Origin of the sequence: Paludisphaera mucosa (genome assembly GCF_029589435.1) — a bacterium.
Taxonomy (GTDB): Bacteria; Planctomycetota; Planctomycetia; order Isosphaerales; family Isosphaeraceae; genus Paludisphaera; species Paludisphaera mucosa.
The window spans coordinates 1,160,778-1,177,091 of record NZ_JARRAG010000001.1 but is presented as its reverse complement, the minus strand read 5'-3'; the positions used below and the strand labels follow the sequence as shown (position 1 = coordinate 1,177,091).

Below are 16,314 nucleotides of genomic sequence, written 5' to 3'. Positions count from 1 at the left end.
CCGCATGGCGAACTCGAATACCACCAACCCGCCCCGCAAGGGGCTGCTCGGCGTCCTTTTCCCCAGGACGTCGTCCGTCACCCTGGCCGGCGAGGGCGCCGGCAGGTCGGCGAACGTGCAGGCGATGGAGATGGAGATCTCCTGGCTGAAGATGCAGGTCGCCCAGTTCCAGAAGGAGCAGGCCCAGTTCGAGGGCCTGGATCCGTACTTCCTGGGGACGGAGCACCTCTCGGCCATCATCCCGCCGATCCCGGGCGCCGGCGTCCGGGCGACGGCCGGCAGCCCCTCGATGGCGGGCTACATCCTCAGCGGCGACGCCTGGCAGATCCTGCTGAGCAAGTTCCTCAAGCCGAACTCGCTGCTGCTGGACATCGGCTGCGGCAGCGGCAAGATGGCCCGCAACCTCGCCTACCATCCTTACGTCCGCAAGTACGTCGGCATCGACGTCCTCAAAGACAGCATCGATTTCTGCAACCAGGTGCTCGTCCCGCGGATCGGCGATAAGTTCGAATTCCATCACCTCGACGTTTTGTCGTGCTACAACCCCCGGGGGGCTGTCAAGCCGACCGAGGTGAAGTTCCCGGCGAAGGACGGGTCGGTCGACTTCGCCTGGGGCTGCTCGCTGTTCACCCACCTGCTCGAACCCGACGCCCGACACTACCTGCGCGAGGTGCGCCGGGTCATGGCGCCCGCCGGCATGTTCCTGCCGACGATCCACATCCACCCGACCCCGGGCACGCGGTACTCGGGCGACGAGGTCAAGATCGACGTCGACATCGACTACTTCGTCGAGATGTGCGACGAGGCCGGCCTGCAGCTCGCCGTCAAGCTCGGCGAGGTCCTCGGCCAGTACGCGATGCTGTTCAAGGTGAAGCCGGGCAGCCCGGCCACGACGATCGTGAACGTGGGCGGGGCCAAGAGCGAGGCCGAGGTCGCCGAGGCTTCCAAGCCCAAGACCGGCGGCGTCCCCGTCCCCCCCAACGACGGCGCGCTCACCGAGGAGATGCTCCGGCTCAACGAGCAGTGGGCCGAGAAGGAGCAGGTGACGAAGGTCGTCCATCCCAAGGACTTCATCTTCTGGTTCGTGGCGACCCACCCCGAGATGTCGCTTGAAGACGCGACGAAATATTACTTCGAGGACGGCGCCCGCTCGGCGGCCAAGCTCGACGGCCACCTGAGCCGGCTCTTCGGGGTGGACAAGCCGATCAAGCTGCTGGAGTTCGCCTCGGGCTACGGCTGCGTGTCGCGGCACCTGAAGAAGAACCCCCGGCTCGACCTGACGAGCTGCGACATCCACCCCGAAGCGATCGAGTTCCTGACGAACCAGATCGGCGTCAAGGCTCTCCAATCGGCGCACACGCCCGAGGGATTCGCCACGCCCGAGAAGTACGACGCGATCTTCGCGCTCTCGTTCTTCTCGCACATGCCGAAGTCCACCTTCGGGCGCTGGGTCAAAGCCTTGTACGGCTCCCTCGCCCCGGGGGGGCACCTGCTCTTCACGACCCACGGCGTCAAGAGCTGCAAGGGCCTGCAGATCACGGTCGACGACGCCGACGAGGAAGGCTTCTGGTTCCAGGCTCGCAGCGAGCAGCACGACCTCGACGCGGCGGAATACGGCCTGACCCTGAGCCTGGCCCAATACGTCGTCCCGACCGTGCAGAAGGCGGTCGACGCCACCATCGTCGACTTCAAGCAGGCCGAATGGTGGTACCACCAGGACCTCTGGATCGTCCGCAAGGGACGTTGATCCCGCTCATAGCTAGAACGATCCACGAGAGCCCCGGTCGATCAACGATCGGGGCTCTTTTTCGCGCGCGCCGCCTTGAGGTGGCGGGTCCAGTGATCCAGGATCTCGGGGGCGAGAATCTCCTGGATCGAAAGCCGACGATAACTCCCGTCCGAGAAGACCGCCGCGAGCCCGCCGGGGTCGTGGGGCGGCGGGAACCTGGCGATCTCCTCCAGCGTCACGTCCCGCGGCTCGGTCCACAGGATCGTCGAATCGGGCACCTCGACGATCACGATGCGACGCTTATTCGGCCCGCCCTGCCCCGCCGAGTCGAGGGAACAGCGGTCTCCGTCCAGGATCGCGGCGTAGTTGGTAGAGCATGCCGGACTGTTCTGCGAGTTGTGACACCATAGGTCCACCGGAACGGGCTGCGCGGCGGCGAGGTTCGCCGGGCTGTTCCACGGTTCGCTGAAGTCGTAGCGAGCCGCAAATTCAGGGGACCCGTAAGCCCAGACGACGGCCCGCCAGCTGTGCATCGGCCGCCCTTCCGAATCGAACATGACGGCGGGCGGCGGGTGGCCGTGTTCGGACTGATAATTCAGGAGCCAATGATACAAGAAAAGTGGATTATTGAGGCAGTTCGCAGCCCTCGCGTCCGTCCGGGCATGAACGATTGCGGCGCAGAGCGCCGTCGCAACGCCCGAGACGAGGACGCTCAGAACCACCGAGATCGCCAGATTATCGAGGCGAGTCCACGATCGAAGCATGCCGCATCCCCGCAGCCGGCGCTCCTGTCCGGCTCCAGGCTAACAGCGTCGCTGCGGTGAGGTAACCACCCTCGCCTCGATCACTCGGCTCACGCGCTCTCGCGAGACGCCTTCATCGAGCGTTCCGGCAAGGCGAGGGTCGGGCGCGTCTCTCGCGGGAAGACGAGGAAGTCGCGGGCGTGGAAGTAGGCCTCGGTGCAGACGGCCGCGGTCTGGTCGATGTGGAAGCGGGCCTCGAAGAGAGATCGGGCGCGGGCGCGGTGGGCGGCGTAGAGATCGGGATGGCGGAGGTAACGGAGCATCGCCGTGACCATCCGGTCGACTTCGAGGCTGCCATGCTCGTTGGATGGAGCGGCGAGCCCCGCGGTCCGTCGATCGAGCGTCAGCACGTCGTGGATCGGGCCCCGGTCGGGCGCGATGATCGGCAAGTGGCAGGCGAGGGCCGCCGCGATGTAGCTGGAGGTTTCGGCCGCGAGATTCTCGTGCGGAGCGAGGGCCGCATCGCACTGGGCGAGCACGGCCATGGAATCGCGAGGATCCGAACTCGTAAGTGCGACGCGGTTCGCGGTCGAGCCTCCCTGCCCATGCAGCGCGACCGACGCCGATCCGGTCAACACCAGACGGACTCGTCGGCCCCCGCGCTCGGCGGCGGGGAGTCGATTGAGGACGCGGACGGCCGACATCGCGTCCGCGCAGTCCCCTTGAGTCTCCGAGCCCCCCGCGATCAGGAAAACGAGGAACTCCGCATCCCGCCTTGCGATGGGTGGCGTCCGACTTTCCACGACGGCGTCGGGTTGCATGCCCGGAAAGAGGGGAATCCAACGCTTGCGGGACAGCTCGGGCGATTCCTCGGCCAGGGCGGGCGACGCCACGCCCTCGTAGAAGACGCCGGAGACCATGTCGACCGGCCGACTCGATCCCGCGTTTCCACCAGCCGGGCGTTCCTCGAACCATCCTCCGCGGCCCTCAGCGAGATGGACGAACCAAGGGAGGTTCAAATCGCCGTTGATCTGAGCGACGAGCCGGTCTGCCCTTTCATGTCGCGAGTGGATCACGTCGATTTCGTGGAACCGGATGAGTTCCTGGAGGATCGTCGCCCGAGCACGGCTCGCGGGCTCGACGCCCATCGGCCGAGGGCTCGACCAGGGTGTATTTCCGAGCGTCCCTTCGAGCAGAACCACGCGATCGTTCAACTGGGAGCGGAAACCCTCGTTCTCGTCGGCAGGCGAGGCGCAGCAGATGAAGACCTGATGTTCTCGCGCCAGTGCGTTGGCCAGGTGGATCGTCGAGGTCGCGGCCAGCCCGGTCTCCGAACCGTCGACCACGAGGAGGACTTTCAGCTCGGCCTGCACACCGAGCCTCCGCCGCATCAACTCTCGGATCCTGGCGAGCGGGGCCGCCGCACGAGCGTTGGACATGAGGGCCGCTCGCTTCAAGTCGAAGCGCTCGGTCATCATGTCGTATTCGAACAGCGTCTGGCCGAGGCTGCGAGCCATGGCGTCGAGCGAGACGTCGAACGTCTCGAAGATGCGGAACTTGACGTGCAGCGTTTCCTCGGCGTGCGTGTCCGCCTTGATCGACTGGAACGAGACCGATTGCTCGTGGCGTCGGTACGAGTTCAACGATTCCGGAACGAACGCGATCTTGCCGCCGCGTAGCATCATGGCGTAGAAGAGCCAGTCGCCCGCGAATCGCATGCCCGCCAGCTCCGCGGCGAAGTCCAGGCGCTCGGGCTTGCGAAAGACGACCGCGCTGGCGTTCGGGATCGTGTTCTTCTGACTAAGCCCCAACTCGGCCTCTTCGGCGGCTTCGGCCGTGTAGCGACTACGCCAGCGCTGGGGGTCGAGGTCGTCGGTATGTGCCAGGAAGTCCGCGGCCCAGGCCTCGCTCTTGGGGCCGATGAGTGCGGACTGGGCGTAAGCCAGGACGACGTCGCGGTCGTGGAATTCGGGCAGGAGCCGTTCGAGGAACTGAGGGTGGCAGGCGTCGTCGGATTCGGCGAGCCAGATCAGGTCGCCGGTGGCGAGCTCCATGCCCTTCATCCACTGCCGGAAAGTGCTCCCGCTGTTGCGGTCGTTGACGACGATCCGCATCGGCACCGGCGAGAGCGGGGCGAGCCGACGGGCGACCTCGACGCTGTCATCGGGCGATGCGTCGTCGAGGAAGATGATCTCGTGCGGCCGGACGGTCTGCTCGAAGACGCTGCGGAGCCGCTCTTCGAGATAGGGTGCGTGCCGGTAGTTGGGCACGATCACCGAGACCTTCAATTCCTGAGCCGGGCCGTAGCCGTACTGGGCCTTCAGGATGGCGACGAACTCGTCCATGAATCGCGGCCAGGTGAACGAGCGGCGGATCGTGTCGCGGCCGCGACGCCCCATCTCCAAACGCCTGGCATCGTCGGCGAGGAGGGCTCGCATCGCCTGGGCCATGGCCGAGACGTCGAGGTAGGGGACGGCCACACCGCCGCCGTTGAGCACCTCGGGCGCGCCACCGGATCCCTGGAAGGCGACGACGGGAAGGGCGCTCTCCATGGCCTCCAGGTTTGCGAACGGGCAGGGATCCTCGCGCGAGGTCAACGCGAACAGGTCGGCCGCGAGGAAGTAGGGCGCCATGCCCCCGCGAACGCCGGCGAATCGAATCCGATCGGTGAATCCGGACGCCTCGATATCGTGACGCAGCCAGTGGAAAAGGTCGGTGTTCACGACGTGGCCGAACCAGACGAACCAGGTCCGTTCGGCGAGCCCTGAGGCCTCCGGGTCGGAGAGCAGCCGCCGGGCCGCCTGCACGAAGAGGTCGGCCCCCTTGCGGAGATCGATCGTCCCGCAGCCGAGCACGATCCGCGCATCTTCGGGGAGCCTCAGCTCGGTTCGGACGCGCTCCCTCATCTCGTCGCGCGACAGGTCGCGGGTCTTGCCCTCAAGCCCGTAGCGGACCGTCTGGATCGCATCCGGATCGACGTCGAATCGAGTAATGAGCGCACTCCGCACGACGTCGGCGGGGACGATCATGCGGCGGCTCGCGGCCTTGATGCGGTCGATGGCCTCGACCCCGCCGAGGATCTCGATAAACGTCGGCAGCTCGTGGATCCAGGACAGGACCGGCACGTCGTGGGCGGCCAGGGCCTCGTGGAATTCGCTGACCGCCATCGTATTGCAGACCGCGACGCCGTTCCGAGCGTATTCGCGGAAGCGGGCGGCGATGACCTTCGGCGCATCACTCCAGGTGGCGAGGCCGCACTCGACGGTCTTCGCAAGTTCCAGCGTCGGCGCGTGGCGCTCGAACTCCGGCGCCAGCTCGCCGCTGGTCTTCAAAACGACCCAGCACTCCACATCCGGCAGCCTGGAGAGTTCCTCGGCGAGCCGGAGCAGGCACAACGGCGCCCCCGTGCGGCAGGCCGAGTGCGAGACGAGCAGGACCTTGAACGTCGCCCGGGTGCGGGTCTCGACGTCGCGCTTCCTCGTTTCAACCCCCTGCCACGGCAATTCGTCGAAGCGGGCGGGAGCGAGGGCCGGGATTCCTGCGGGGACGACCTGGGAGAGCGTCTCTACACCGATGCCAAGCGTCTTCTTGACCTTGCGGATCACGCGCCGCGACACCCTGGCGAGAGCCGGTCGAGGCCCATCGGACGCCGCGACGCGGAGGAAGCGTATCGACAATTCCAGGCATCGGCCATGCAGCCGGGTCCTGGGGAAGAAGCGATCCCGGGTGCCGCGACAACGCTCGATCAAGCGGAGAGCCGTGCTCCGCCGCAGCTCGTCCAGTTGCGCCATCGCCTCCGCGTAGTGGTGCTGGAAATGCGCCAGGTCGCGGCGAAGCCAGGGATTCTCGCGACCGAGGTCCGCGTGCTCCCGGGCGATGTCCTGATGGTTCTCGTCGAGGCCCGCGAGTTCCTCGCGGAGCATGTCGAGCTCCTCGCGAAGCGCGAGGTTCTCTTCCTCGGCTGCGAACTCGCTTCGCCACGTCTCGGGGCGACGACCCTCGGCTTCGAAGACCCCGAGGTCGAGGATCGCTTCCCGATCGAAGTTTTCACCTCGTCCGGCAGACGACGCCAGGCTTTCGCCGAGGCTCTTTCCGAGACGTGCGTAAACCGCCCGGATGGCATTCCTGCGGCCTGGGAACTTGTGGGCCTCGAAGAGCGGGTTGAGTCGATCGGGGATCTCACGACCGACCGCGATCAACCCGAGGCCCTCGCCATGCGTGAACTCGAAGGCGGGGTGGTTTCGCGAAAGATCATGGAAGCTCGCGTAAGAACCCAGCGTCCGGCCCTGTATGCACGTCTTGGGAAGCAGGATCACGGCGCGGTCCGAGAGCTTCGGCCGCCAGAGTTTGAAGTCGACCAGGAGATGCTCGACGTCCGCGGGGGTCGATGCGTGGAAGAGGTCGATCGACCCGTCCTCAATCGCGTCGACGATCTCGTCGGGGTCGATTCGGAGCAACTTCGAGATCGTCCCGTAGGATCGATCGTGGGCCTCTCGGACACGCCTCAGAGAGGCCTCCAGGAAGGCCGCTCCCGAGCCGGCGGCGGTCGATGGTTCGATCGCCAGGCACCGAGCGTCGAGGTTCAGCCGTCGTACGGCCTCGCAGAGCGAAAAGTAGACGCCCGGCTCGCGGCCGCCGAGCTGGACGATCTGGCTCGGCCGCAGAACGTCCACCAGCCAGTATGCAATCGGGCTGAACGGACTGTGGGAGAGCGGCTCGAAAGCGTGGTCGGGCGTCCAGAATGAGGCTTCCGACAAGTAGAACGAGACGTCCATGTCCTTCACGCTCCTCGGGTCCTCTCTCGAGCCAGCCCACCCGAAGAAGCCGCTGTCGCGACGTGGCTTGGCGACGCCCTGCCGCAAGAATTAACGCTTCTTCATTTTAGCAATGGGCCCGTCGAGTCGGGGACGCCCGCTCCTGAGTCAGTGCGACTTAATGACAGTACGCCCATCCCTTGTCAATCCGAAGCCCGACGGGCCGTCGTATTTCGGCTCCGGCCTCGCGACCCGATCAAGGCCTCGATGGACGATTCGTCGAGCTGCCGGAAGTCGGGCATTCCGGCCGATGGGTCGAGTTCCTTCTCGACGCGGATCGGGGATTCCCGAGCTTACAGAGTCCGGACCGAGTCCGCGCTCTTCAACCGTCATCATTTTTTCGGCCCCTTTCGACGCGCGGCTACAGCCTTATTGGGAAGGCGAGGCGGGATCGGCCCGATCGGCGCGCTGTGTGGAATGCGATCCGCCGCGACGCCGGCGCGCGAGTCGGATGAAATCGGCCTCAGGCCTTTCCTCCATCGATTGACAGAAGGGTCGGAACCCTTTAAATTCACGCGGCCGCGAGCTTGGGTCGGCGAGCGGACGCGTGATCATGTGCGTCGTCGGGGCATTTTTCCCGCGAACGGCGACGGATCTCGACCTCCGCCGCGAGAGCTTGTGCGGCTCGTCGACAAGAGATGCGGCGGTCCAGGACGGATCCGCCCGCCTCGGATCCCCACATGGGATCCGCGACGATGGCTCATCGCTCCGCCCGCGGCGCGAGGCCCAAATCCTTACTGGTGCAAAGGAATGCCCATGCACGTCTTCACGAGCATCACGGCCAACTACCTCCCGAAGGCCGCCTCGCTGGCCCACTCCGTCAAGCGCGTGCATCCCGAGGCGACGTTCCACCTCGTCCTGTCCGACGACATGCCGGACTGTCCGAGCCGGATCACCGAGGCCTTCGACTCGATCATCAACATCCGCGACCTGCCGATCCCCAACCTCTCGCGTTTCATCTTCCGCCACCGCATCGTCGAGCTGTGCACGGCCGTGAAGGGCGCGGCGTTCCAGCACATCGCCGACGTCCACGGGGCCGAACGCATCTATTACTTCGACCCGGACATCATCGTCAGCAACCGGCTCGACGATCTCGAACGGGCCCTCGACGCGGACAGCGTTCTGCTCACGCCGCACTCGATCGAGCCCGAGACCGAGCCGACGGCGATGGTCGACAACGAGCACACCTGCCTGCGCCACGGCATCTACAACCTGGGCTTCCTCGCCGTCCGCATGGACCGGAACGGCCGCCGATTCATCGACTGGTGGGCCGATCGGCTGAGCCGCTGGTGCTACGACGAGGTGCCCTCCGGCCTGTTCACCGACCAGCGTTGGATCGACCTGGCCCCCGCGATCTTCGATGGGATCAAGATCCTTCGCGATCCCCAGTACAACGTCTCGACCTGGAACCTGAGCCATCGCCGCGCCACGGGCCGGTCGCCGTACGACATCGCGATCAACGGTCGGCCTCTGGTGTTCTACCACTTCTCCGGCTTCGACAGCGGCGCCCAGCTCATGATGCTGGATCGCTACGGGTCGCACAGCCCGGTGCTCTACGACTTTCGCGAGTGGTACATCGACCAGTGCGAACGCCACGGCCAGTCGACGGTCGGCAAGATCCCCTGCCGCTACACGCGCTACGCGAGCGGGGCCAAGGTCGAGGACGCACATCGACTCACGTATCGCCAGCGTGATGACCTGATGACGTATTTCCCCGACCCGTTCGACGACTCGGCTCCCGAGAATTCTTATCGCCACTGGTACCGCACCTACTCCGAGACGCCTCCCGCCCTGCCGGTCGTCGATGCAGCGGCGGAGTCCGCTCCCGAGCCCTCGTCCGAGCCGGCCGGAGCGACCAACCTCCGCCGTGTGATCCGGGCGCACGCGCCCGAGCCGGCCGTGAAGGCATACCGATCGGTCCGGGCCGCCATTAAACGGCTTGCGAAGGCCGACTGAACGTCCTCCGCCGAGAGATCGACATCCACGAAGATCGACCCCATGGAGGGAGGCTCATGGATCCCAGCGAGCGCCGCAGGAACGTCGTGTTCGTGGTCGGGACGCGTCCAGAGGCCATCAAGACCGCGCCGATCATCCGGGCCCTGCGCGATCAGCCCTGGGCCCGGTGTCGGCTCATCTTCACGGCCCAGCACAGGGATCTGGCGAGGCCGATTTTCGATTTCTTCGACGTTCGCCCGGACGTCGACCTGGACGTGATGCGGCCCGGACAGTCCCTGGCGGACCTGAGCAACCGCCTGGTCGTCGCGCTGCATGCGGCCCTAAGTCGCGAAGAGCCCGACTGCGTCGTCGCGCAGGGCGACACGACGACGGTCCTCGCCGCCGCGTTGGCCAGCTATATGCTGGGAACGCCCTTCGCGCACGTCGAAGCCGGGTTGCGAACGTACCGGCTGGACGCCCCCTACCCTGAGGAGGCCAACCGCGTCGCGGCGAGCCACCTCGCCTCGCTGCATTTCGCACCGACCTCGGCCGCTCGGTCCAACCTCCTGCGCGAGGGGATCCCGCCCGAGTCGATTCACATGACGGGCAACACGGGGATCGACGCCCTCTTCATGGCGGCCGATCGCGAGGTCCCCTTGCAGGGACTCGACCCCGATTCGCGGTTCGTGCTGGTCACGGTCCACCGCCGCGAAAACCTCGGCGAGCCCTTGACGCGGATCTGCGAGGGAATCCGGAAGCTCCACGATCGACATCCCGACGTGGAATTCCTCTGGCCCGTGCATCCCAATCCGGGGGTGGAGCCCGTCGTCCGCGCCGCACTGGGCGGGCTGGATCGGGTCCGGCTGATCAGCCCGCTGGAGTACGGGCCGTTCGTGACCGCGATGAAGCGGGCCGCGTTCATCCTCAGCGACAGCGGCGGCGTCCAGGAGGAAGCCACGGCCCTGCGGACGCCCGTGCTCGTCCTTCGCGACGTGAGCGAACGCGAGGAAGCCGTCCACTGCGGCGTCGCGAAGCTCGTGGGCGACGATCCGGCCGCCATCCTGCACGAAGGGACGCGACGGCTCGCCGAACCGCGCCAGCCGGCCCGCACGACGGATGCGACCTCGCCGTTCGGCGACGGTCGCGCGGCCGCTCGAATCGCCACGATCCTCCATCGCAAGCTGGTGGTCGAGGCTCCGGCGGCCGTCGCCGTCTGAGGCGTCCCTCACATCGGCCGATCGACCCGAGTGGACCTTGGCTCGCCGTTCGGGCCCGTGTGACGAAGCCTCAGCCAGAACTGCTTGATCTGTCGACGCCCCTTCACGGCGACGCCGATGAGCGCGTTCGACTCGAACTTGTCGATTCGCCGTCGAAGCGCGACGTTCTCAAGCCAGCGCTTCTCCTCGCGTTCCAGCGAACGCACCAATTGCTGTTCCTTGCGGACCATCGTTTCTTGCAGCTCAACCAGTTGATTATGGACTTCCTCCCCCCGAGCGCGATCCGCCTGCCGGACTTCCTCCGCCCGGGCGCGATCCGCCTGCCATCGCCGGCGGTCCTGGTCGTGATCGGCCTGCGCGGTCTGATAGGTCTGCTGGAAGCTGGTGAGGAGCCGCTCCTGATGGTCATGAGCGTCGGCCACGCGTCGTTGGGATTCCGCCAGGGCCTGCTCGGTGAACGCGAGCACGCCCTGGGTGTGGGCGAGCATCTGCTCCGCCTGGACGCGTCGTTCCTGGTTCGAGACGAGCGTCTCCATCACCCGGGCCAGGTGTTTTTCCGTCTGTTCGAGACAGGTGCGGGCGAGTTGGAACCCTTTCTCGCTCTCGGCGAGGGCTTGCTGGGTCGCGGTCACCTCGCGTTCCATCAGGACGCACTTCAATCCCTGCTCGTTTACCTGCGCATTGGCTTCATTGAAAGCATGCTCCGCCTGGCGAAGCTGGACGATCGTCTTGCCAAGCTCGTTTCGCGTCGAGGTCAACTGGGAGTGGGTGGTTGATTCGTACTTCCGCGCGTCGGCGGCGAGTCGTTCGGCGTTCGCGGCGGTGTCGACGTCGGCCCACGCGTCGCTTCCCAACGCGTTCAGGGTGACTTGAGACGCGTGGGCGACGGCGGCCGGCTGATGGTGGACGCAGGACGGGTCGTAGACGCTACGGACGATGGCGTCGTTCCAGGGCAATCCGCAGGCTTCGGCGAGTTGCTTCGTATCGTCCCAGAAGCTCGCTGTGCCGAACCGGACGACGTGCGAGGTCGCCGCCTGCTCGTCCGCCACGACCTTCATCCGATCCAGGTGGACGCCGACGACGTCGAGCGCGTTCCAGTAGGGCATGTTGCCCCGGCTTCGAGTGCAGAGGCTCATGGCGATCTCATGCGGGGATCGCAGCAGGGAAGCCGCCACGATCTGCACGTTCTCGATCCGCTCGAACACCTTCCGCCAGAACGGCCAGACGAGGACCGTGCGGGGATCCTTGAATCCCGAGACGGGCCCGCTCTCGATCAGGACGCGCGTGATCCGTTCGGCCTCGTCAACCCACTCCTCCGGCAGAGCCCGATCGGTCGGCCAGGCGGCGCGCTCTTGAAGGAACCGGGCGAGAACCCTGGGGTCGTCGGGCACGTCGTCGGCGAAGCCGTAGGCCCACTCCTGGATGCGCCGATTCAGCGAGTGGAAAGGGATCGATTCGAAGTGCCCGTAAGGGTTGCTCGGGGCCGCCGCGATCAGCTCGAACGGCCCGAGCGACATGCCGAGCTTGTGCAGGATGTTCGCCGTGAGGCTCGATCCGCTGCGATGCATGCACAAGAGGACGACGAGCTTGCGTTTCGGTTCATCCATGACGTCCACCTCGAACATCCTTGAGTGGCGCACGACCTACGGCCGCCCGGTCGAGCGACGATGCTTCATCCGTTTCGACGCCCTCGACCTCCAGGCATGACGACTTTACCGCTTTCAGGCAAATTCGCGAAGTCCGGTTCAGCGGGCGTCGACCTTGGGAAAGAGCGGGGCCGGCTTGGCGTTGATGATCGGGGCTGTCACGTGGAGCGAGTCCACGACGGCGAAGGGGACAGCGGCCGTTCCATACGAGACGCTCGCCCAGGCCTGATGCGTTTCGAAATTGAAGGCCTGGTAGAACGTTTCGGCCGTCCTCGGGAGGAAAGGCTTGATCAGCACGGCCGCGACCCGCATCCAGTCGGCGAGGTTCGCCAGGACGACTCGCGTGGCTTCGAGGTCCGTCTTGGCCAGCTTGAAGGGCTCAGTCTCCTGGATGTACTTGTTCGCGGCATCGATGACCTCCAGCCAGATTCGCTGGAGGGCCGTCGCGTAGTCGAGCGTTCCGATCCGCTCGCGGAGGGTCTCCGCCAACGCCCGGAGGTCGAGCCCCCGACGCCAGACCGTCCTGTCCATCCCCGAAACGTCGCCGAGATCGCCCTGAAAGTACTTCAGGCACATCGTCAGGATTCGGCTGTAGAGGTTCCCCAGGTTGTTGGCGAGGCCGCTGTTGTAGGCGTCGGCGAAGCGTTCGAACGAGAACTCGCCGTCGCCGCCGAACGGACACTGGCTCATGAAGTAATAGCGAAAGGCCTCGGCCGAGAACTTCTCGATCAGGTCCATCGGTTCCACCACGTTGCCGAGGCTCTTGCTGAGCTTCTCGACCTCGCCCGTCTCCTCGTTCTTGCGATAGACGAAGCCGTGGCCGAAGACCTTGCGCGGCAGGGCCACTCCGGCCGACATCAGCATGGCGGGCCAGAGGGCGCAGTGGAATCGCGTGATGTCCTTGCCGATGACGTGGACGTCCGCCGGCCAGAGCCGGGCGAACCGCTCCTCGTCGCTCCCGTAGCCGACGGCCGTGATGTAATTGAGCAGGGCGTCGAACCAGACGTAGATCGTCTGGTCGGCGTCAAACGGGGCGGGAATGCCCCAGGTGAACCCCTTCCGGGTGATCGCCACGTCTTTCAGCTCGCCCTCGACCAGGCTGAGGATCTCGTTGCGACGGCTCTCCGGCTGGATGAAGTCGGGATTCGCCGCATAGTGGGCCAGAAGCCGATCGCGGTAGGCGGAGAGCCGGAAGTAGTAATTCTCCTCCTCGACCCAGGAGAGCGGCGTGTTGGGGTGGTTGGGACATCGGCCACCGGCCTCGGCGACCTCCTTCTCGGTCTTGAACGACTCGCAGCCGATGCAGTAGTGGCCGGCGTACACGCCCTTGTAGATGTCGCCGGCGTCGTAGACCGCCTGGATGAACTTGCGACAGCCGACGTGATGGCGCTGCTCGCTGGTCTGGATGAAGTCGTCGTTGGAGATTTCCAGGGCGCGCCAGACGTCCTGGAACTGGCGGGCCATGTCGTCGACGTAGGCCTTGGGCTCCAGGCCGAGTTCCCGGGCTCGGATGGTGACCTTGTTGGTGTTCTCGTCGTTACCCATCAGGAAATGGACCGACGCCCCTTCCATCCGCCGGAACCGCGCCTGGACGTCGGCGCCGATCTTCTCGAACGCGGTGCCGATGTGGGGGCGGCTGTTGGGATAGTCGATGGCCGTCGTGATGTAGAAGCGCTGCTGCTCGTCCATTGCCCGGTCCTTGCCTTGTCGGTCGCGAAGCCTCTGCCATGAGAATAGAGGCGGCCGTCAAGGGGAGGGTTCACCGTCCGCCTGGCGGGGTAGGCGAGTGTACCAAAAAGGGCCCACGCTCAGCGCGCCTGCGACGTTTCCCGCCGGCGCCTTATCTCGAGGGCCCCAACGGCCCCGGCGACGATCACGACCAGGGCCGACGGTTCGGGGACGCTGGGCGGCACGACGTTCGGCACCGGCGGGAGCAGCGGCGGCTCGACGGGCGCGGTCGGGATGTTCGTCGGCGGAGTGAGCGGAGGGACGACCTGGGAGATCGGCGGGATCAACCCTTGCGGCAGCCGAGGGCCGACGTAGGGATGATATGCGTCGAACCGGGCGACGTTCAGGTTCCGCCGCCAGACCAGGTACTCGATCAAAGGGCTGGCGGCCGCGACGGTCGGGTCGCCGTTGATCAGTCGCAGGACCGCGAGCCGAACGGCCGTCGTGTAGGGCGGGGAAGGTCTTGAGGCCCAGGTCGACGGGCCCGCCGCGAGGAAAGACGCCCAGGCCCCCGGCGTGGCTGTCGTAGCCGCCGGCGAAATCTCCTGGGCCGCCAGACGCCCGCGCGGCGTCCACCGGATCGGGGCGGCCCCGGCGGTCGCGACCGGCCATGCGAGCAGAGCCGTCGCAAGAGCCAGCCGGCAACGTCGCCGGACGATCGAGCCGGAATTCCCCCAGACCGCATCCATGCGTCACCCGCCTTGTCTACCTTGGCGAAGGGCCGTCCTGGCCTGCGCCCGGAATTACCAGGAAGTCACGGAACACCAAAGAAATCGGTTGATCCGGCTCCAACCGTTGACGGGAAACGAAGGATTGCGACGGCGAAAATGCCGGTTGTAGCGATCGAAGCAGTCCACGCCCACTCCATGACGGGATCGCCCGACGTTGTGCCACCCGACGCCGGGCCGTATCGTGGCAGCAGAGAACCACCCCCGAGCGAGCGTCGTTCCGGTGCGTCTTAACGAGCAACCCGAGAGATTCATCATGGCAGCCAACGCGTCGAGCCCGTCCGCGAAGCAGGACTTTCCCACCCGCATGTACATCGACGGCGCCTGGCTCGACGCGGACGACGGCAAGACGCTGGCCGTGATCAACCCGGCCGATGAATCCACCATCGCCGAGGTGGCCTACGCGGGGGGGAACGAGGCCCACGTGGCGATCGTGGCCGCGGCGCGGGCCTTCCCCGCCTGGAAGGCGTCGTCGGCCTACGATCGCGCGAGGATCCTTAAGAAGACCGCCGAACTGATACGCGAGCGGGCCGACTTGATCGCCCGCGCCATGACGATGGAGCAAGGCAAGCCCTTGCTGGAGGCGAAAACCGAGGCCCTCCACGCCGCCGAGACGTTCGAGTGGTTCGCCGAGGAGGCCAAGCGAGCCTACGGCCGCATCATCCCCCCCACGAACGTCGCCAAGCGCTACTATACGATCAAGCATCCCGTCGGCGTGGTGGGCACGATCACCCCCTGGAACTTCCCGGCTGCGCTCCCGAGCCGGAAGATCGCCCCGGCGCTGGCGGCCGGCTGCACGGTCGTCAGCCGTCCCGCCGACCAGACTCCGCTCACCCTGATCCTGATGTTCGAGTGCCTCGCCGACGCCGGCCTGCCCCCGGGCGTCGCGAACCTCGTCATCGGCCCGCCAAAGCCCTTCGCGGACGCCCTGTTCGAGCATCCCGCGGTGCGCAAGATCTCGTTCACGGGCTCGACGGCGGTCGGCAAGGAACTGCTTCGCCGCTCGGCCGACCAAGTGAAGCGTCTGAGCCTGGAACTCGGCGGTCACGCGCCGCTGATCGTCTTCCCCGACGCCGACGTCCAGCAGGTCGCCCAAGCGGCGGTCATCGGCAAGTTCCGGAACAACGGCCAGGTCTGCATCGCGCCTTCCCGGTTCTACGTCCACGACGAGATCATCAAGGACTTCACCGAAGCGGCCGTCGAGCTGACGAACAAGCTCAAGATCGGCAACGGCCTGGAGGAGGGCGTGCAGGTCGGGCCGATGGTCGAATCGCGTGCGCTCGACAAGACGCAGGCGCTGATCGACGACGCCCGCGATAAGGGCGCCCGGATTCGTACGGGCGGCGGCCGGTCGTCGAGGTTCGACAAGGGGTACTGGTTCGAGCCCACCGTCCTGACGAACGTCGACGGCACGATGAAGCTGATGACCGACGAGCCCTTCGCACCCGTGATGCCGATCCTGGACTTCGACAAGCTCGACGACGTGATCGCCGCCGCCAACGCCACGCCCTACGGCCTCGCGGCCTACGTCTTCACCAACGACCTGACCGTCGCCACCCGGATGGCCGAGGGCCTCGAGGCGGGGATCATCGGCATCAACGATCCGATCCCGGCGACCCCCCAATGCCCGTTCGGTGGAATGAAGGAGTCAGGCCTCGGCCGCGAGCTGGGGAGCGAGGGACTGGACGCGTACTTCGAGACGAAGTACGTCGCCGTCGGCCTCCGTCAGTCCTGAGGATTCGAAAGTCGGACGCCCCGGGGGATCGGCCCCGGG

The 16,314-nt window shown here is 66.3% G+C and carries 9 protein-coding genes; 4 read left to right on the top strand and 5 right to left on the bottom strand.

The window, feature by feature from the left end; all coding sequences use genetic code 11:
* Positions 1 to 4 precede the first annotated feature (4 nt).
* The gene (locus tag PZE19_RS04790) at positions 5 to 1,747 is read left to right on the top strand and encodes a methyltransferase (RefSeq protein WP_277859432.1); all 1,743 of its coding nucleotides are present in this window, start codon (positions 5 to 7) and stop codon (positions 1,745 to 1,747) included.
* Positions 1,748 to 1,788: 41 nt separating this feature from the next.
* On the opposite strand, the gene PZE19_RS04785 is transcribed toward PZE19_RS04790, so the two are convergent.
* The gene (locus PZE19_RS04785) at positions 1,789 to 2,493 is read right to left on the bottom strand and encodes a DUF1559 family PulG-like putative transporter (protein ID WP_368411223.1); all 705 of its coding nucleotides are present in this window, start codon (positions 2,491 to 2,493) and stop codon (positions 1,789 to 1,791) included.
* Positions 2,494 to 2,582: 89 nt separating this feature from the next.
* Positions 2,583 to 7,247 carry a glycosyltransferase gene (locus tag PZE19_RS04780; RefSeq protein ID WP_277859430.1) on the bottom strand — a complete coding sequence of 1,555 codons (4,665 nt, stop codon included), beginning with the start codon at positions 7,245 to 7,247 and terminating at the stop codon, positions 2,583 to 2,585.
* Positions 7,248 to 8,042: 795 nt separating this feature from the next.
* On the opposite strand from PZE19_RS04780, the gene PZE19_RS04775 reads away from it, so the two are divergent.
* Together PZE19_RS04775 and wecB are read left to right on the top strand one after the other, a co-directional pair.
* Entirely contained in the window at positions 8,043 to 9,242 is a 1,200-nt protein-coding gene (locus PZE19_RS04775; protein WP_277859429.1) for a glycosyltransferase family protein, read from the top strand.
* A gap of 56 nt (positions 9,243 to 9,298) precedes the next feature.
* Positions 9,299 to 10,438 carry a non-hydrolyzing UDP-N-acetylglucosamine 2-epimerase gene (wecB, locus tag PZE19_RS04770; protein WP_277859428.1) on the top strand — a complete coding sequence of 380 codons (1,140 nt, stop codon included), beginning with the start codon at positions 9,299 to 9,301 and terminating at the stop codon, positions 10,436 to 10,438.
* 8 nt (positions 10,439 to 10,446) lie between these two features.
* Here wecB and PZE19_RS04765 read toward each other — a convergent pair whose 3' ends face one another.
* The 3 genes from PZE19_RS04765 to PZE19_RS04755 form a co-directional block, all read right to left on the bottom strand.
* A complete protein-coding gene (locus PZE19_RS04765; RefSeq protein WP_277859427.1) occupies positions 10,447 to 12,045 on the bottom strand; it encodes a hypothetical protein in 1,599 nt (532 codons plus the stop codon).
* A 138-nt stretch (positions 12,046 to 12,183) separates the two neighbouring features.
* Complete coding sequence (gene metG / locus PZE19_RS04760) at positions 12,184 to 13,773, bottom strand: methionine--tRNA ligase (RefSeq protein WP_277859426.1); 1,590 nt, start codon at positions 13,771 to 13,773, stop codon at positions 12,184 to 12,186.
* A 119-nt stretch (positions 13,774 to 13,892) separates the two neighbouring features.
* Positions 13,893 to 14,501, bottom strand: a complete 609-nt coding sequence (locus tag PZE19_RS04755) for a hypothetical protein (protein ID WP_277859425.1) — start codon at positions 14,499 to 14,501, stop codon at positions 13,893 to 13,895.
* 295 nt (positions 14,502 to 14,796) lie between these two features.
* Between PZE19_RS04755 and PZE19_RS04750 the strand changes: the two genes are divergently transcribed.
* Positions 14,797 to 16,275 carry an NAD-dependent succinate-semialdehyde dehydrogenase gene (locus PZE19_RS04750; RefSeq protein ID WP_277859424.1) on the top strand — a complete coding sequence of 493 codons (1,479 nt, stop codon included), beginning with the start codon at positions 14,797 to 14,799 and terminating at the stop codon, positions 16,273 to 16,275.
* Positions 16,276 to 16,314: the final 39 nt, after the last annotated feature.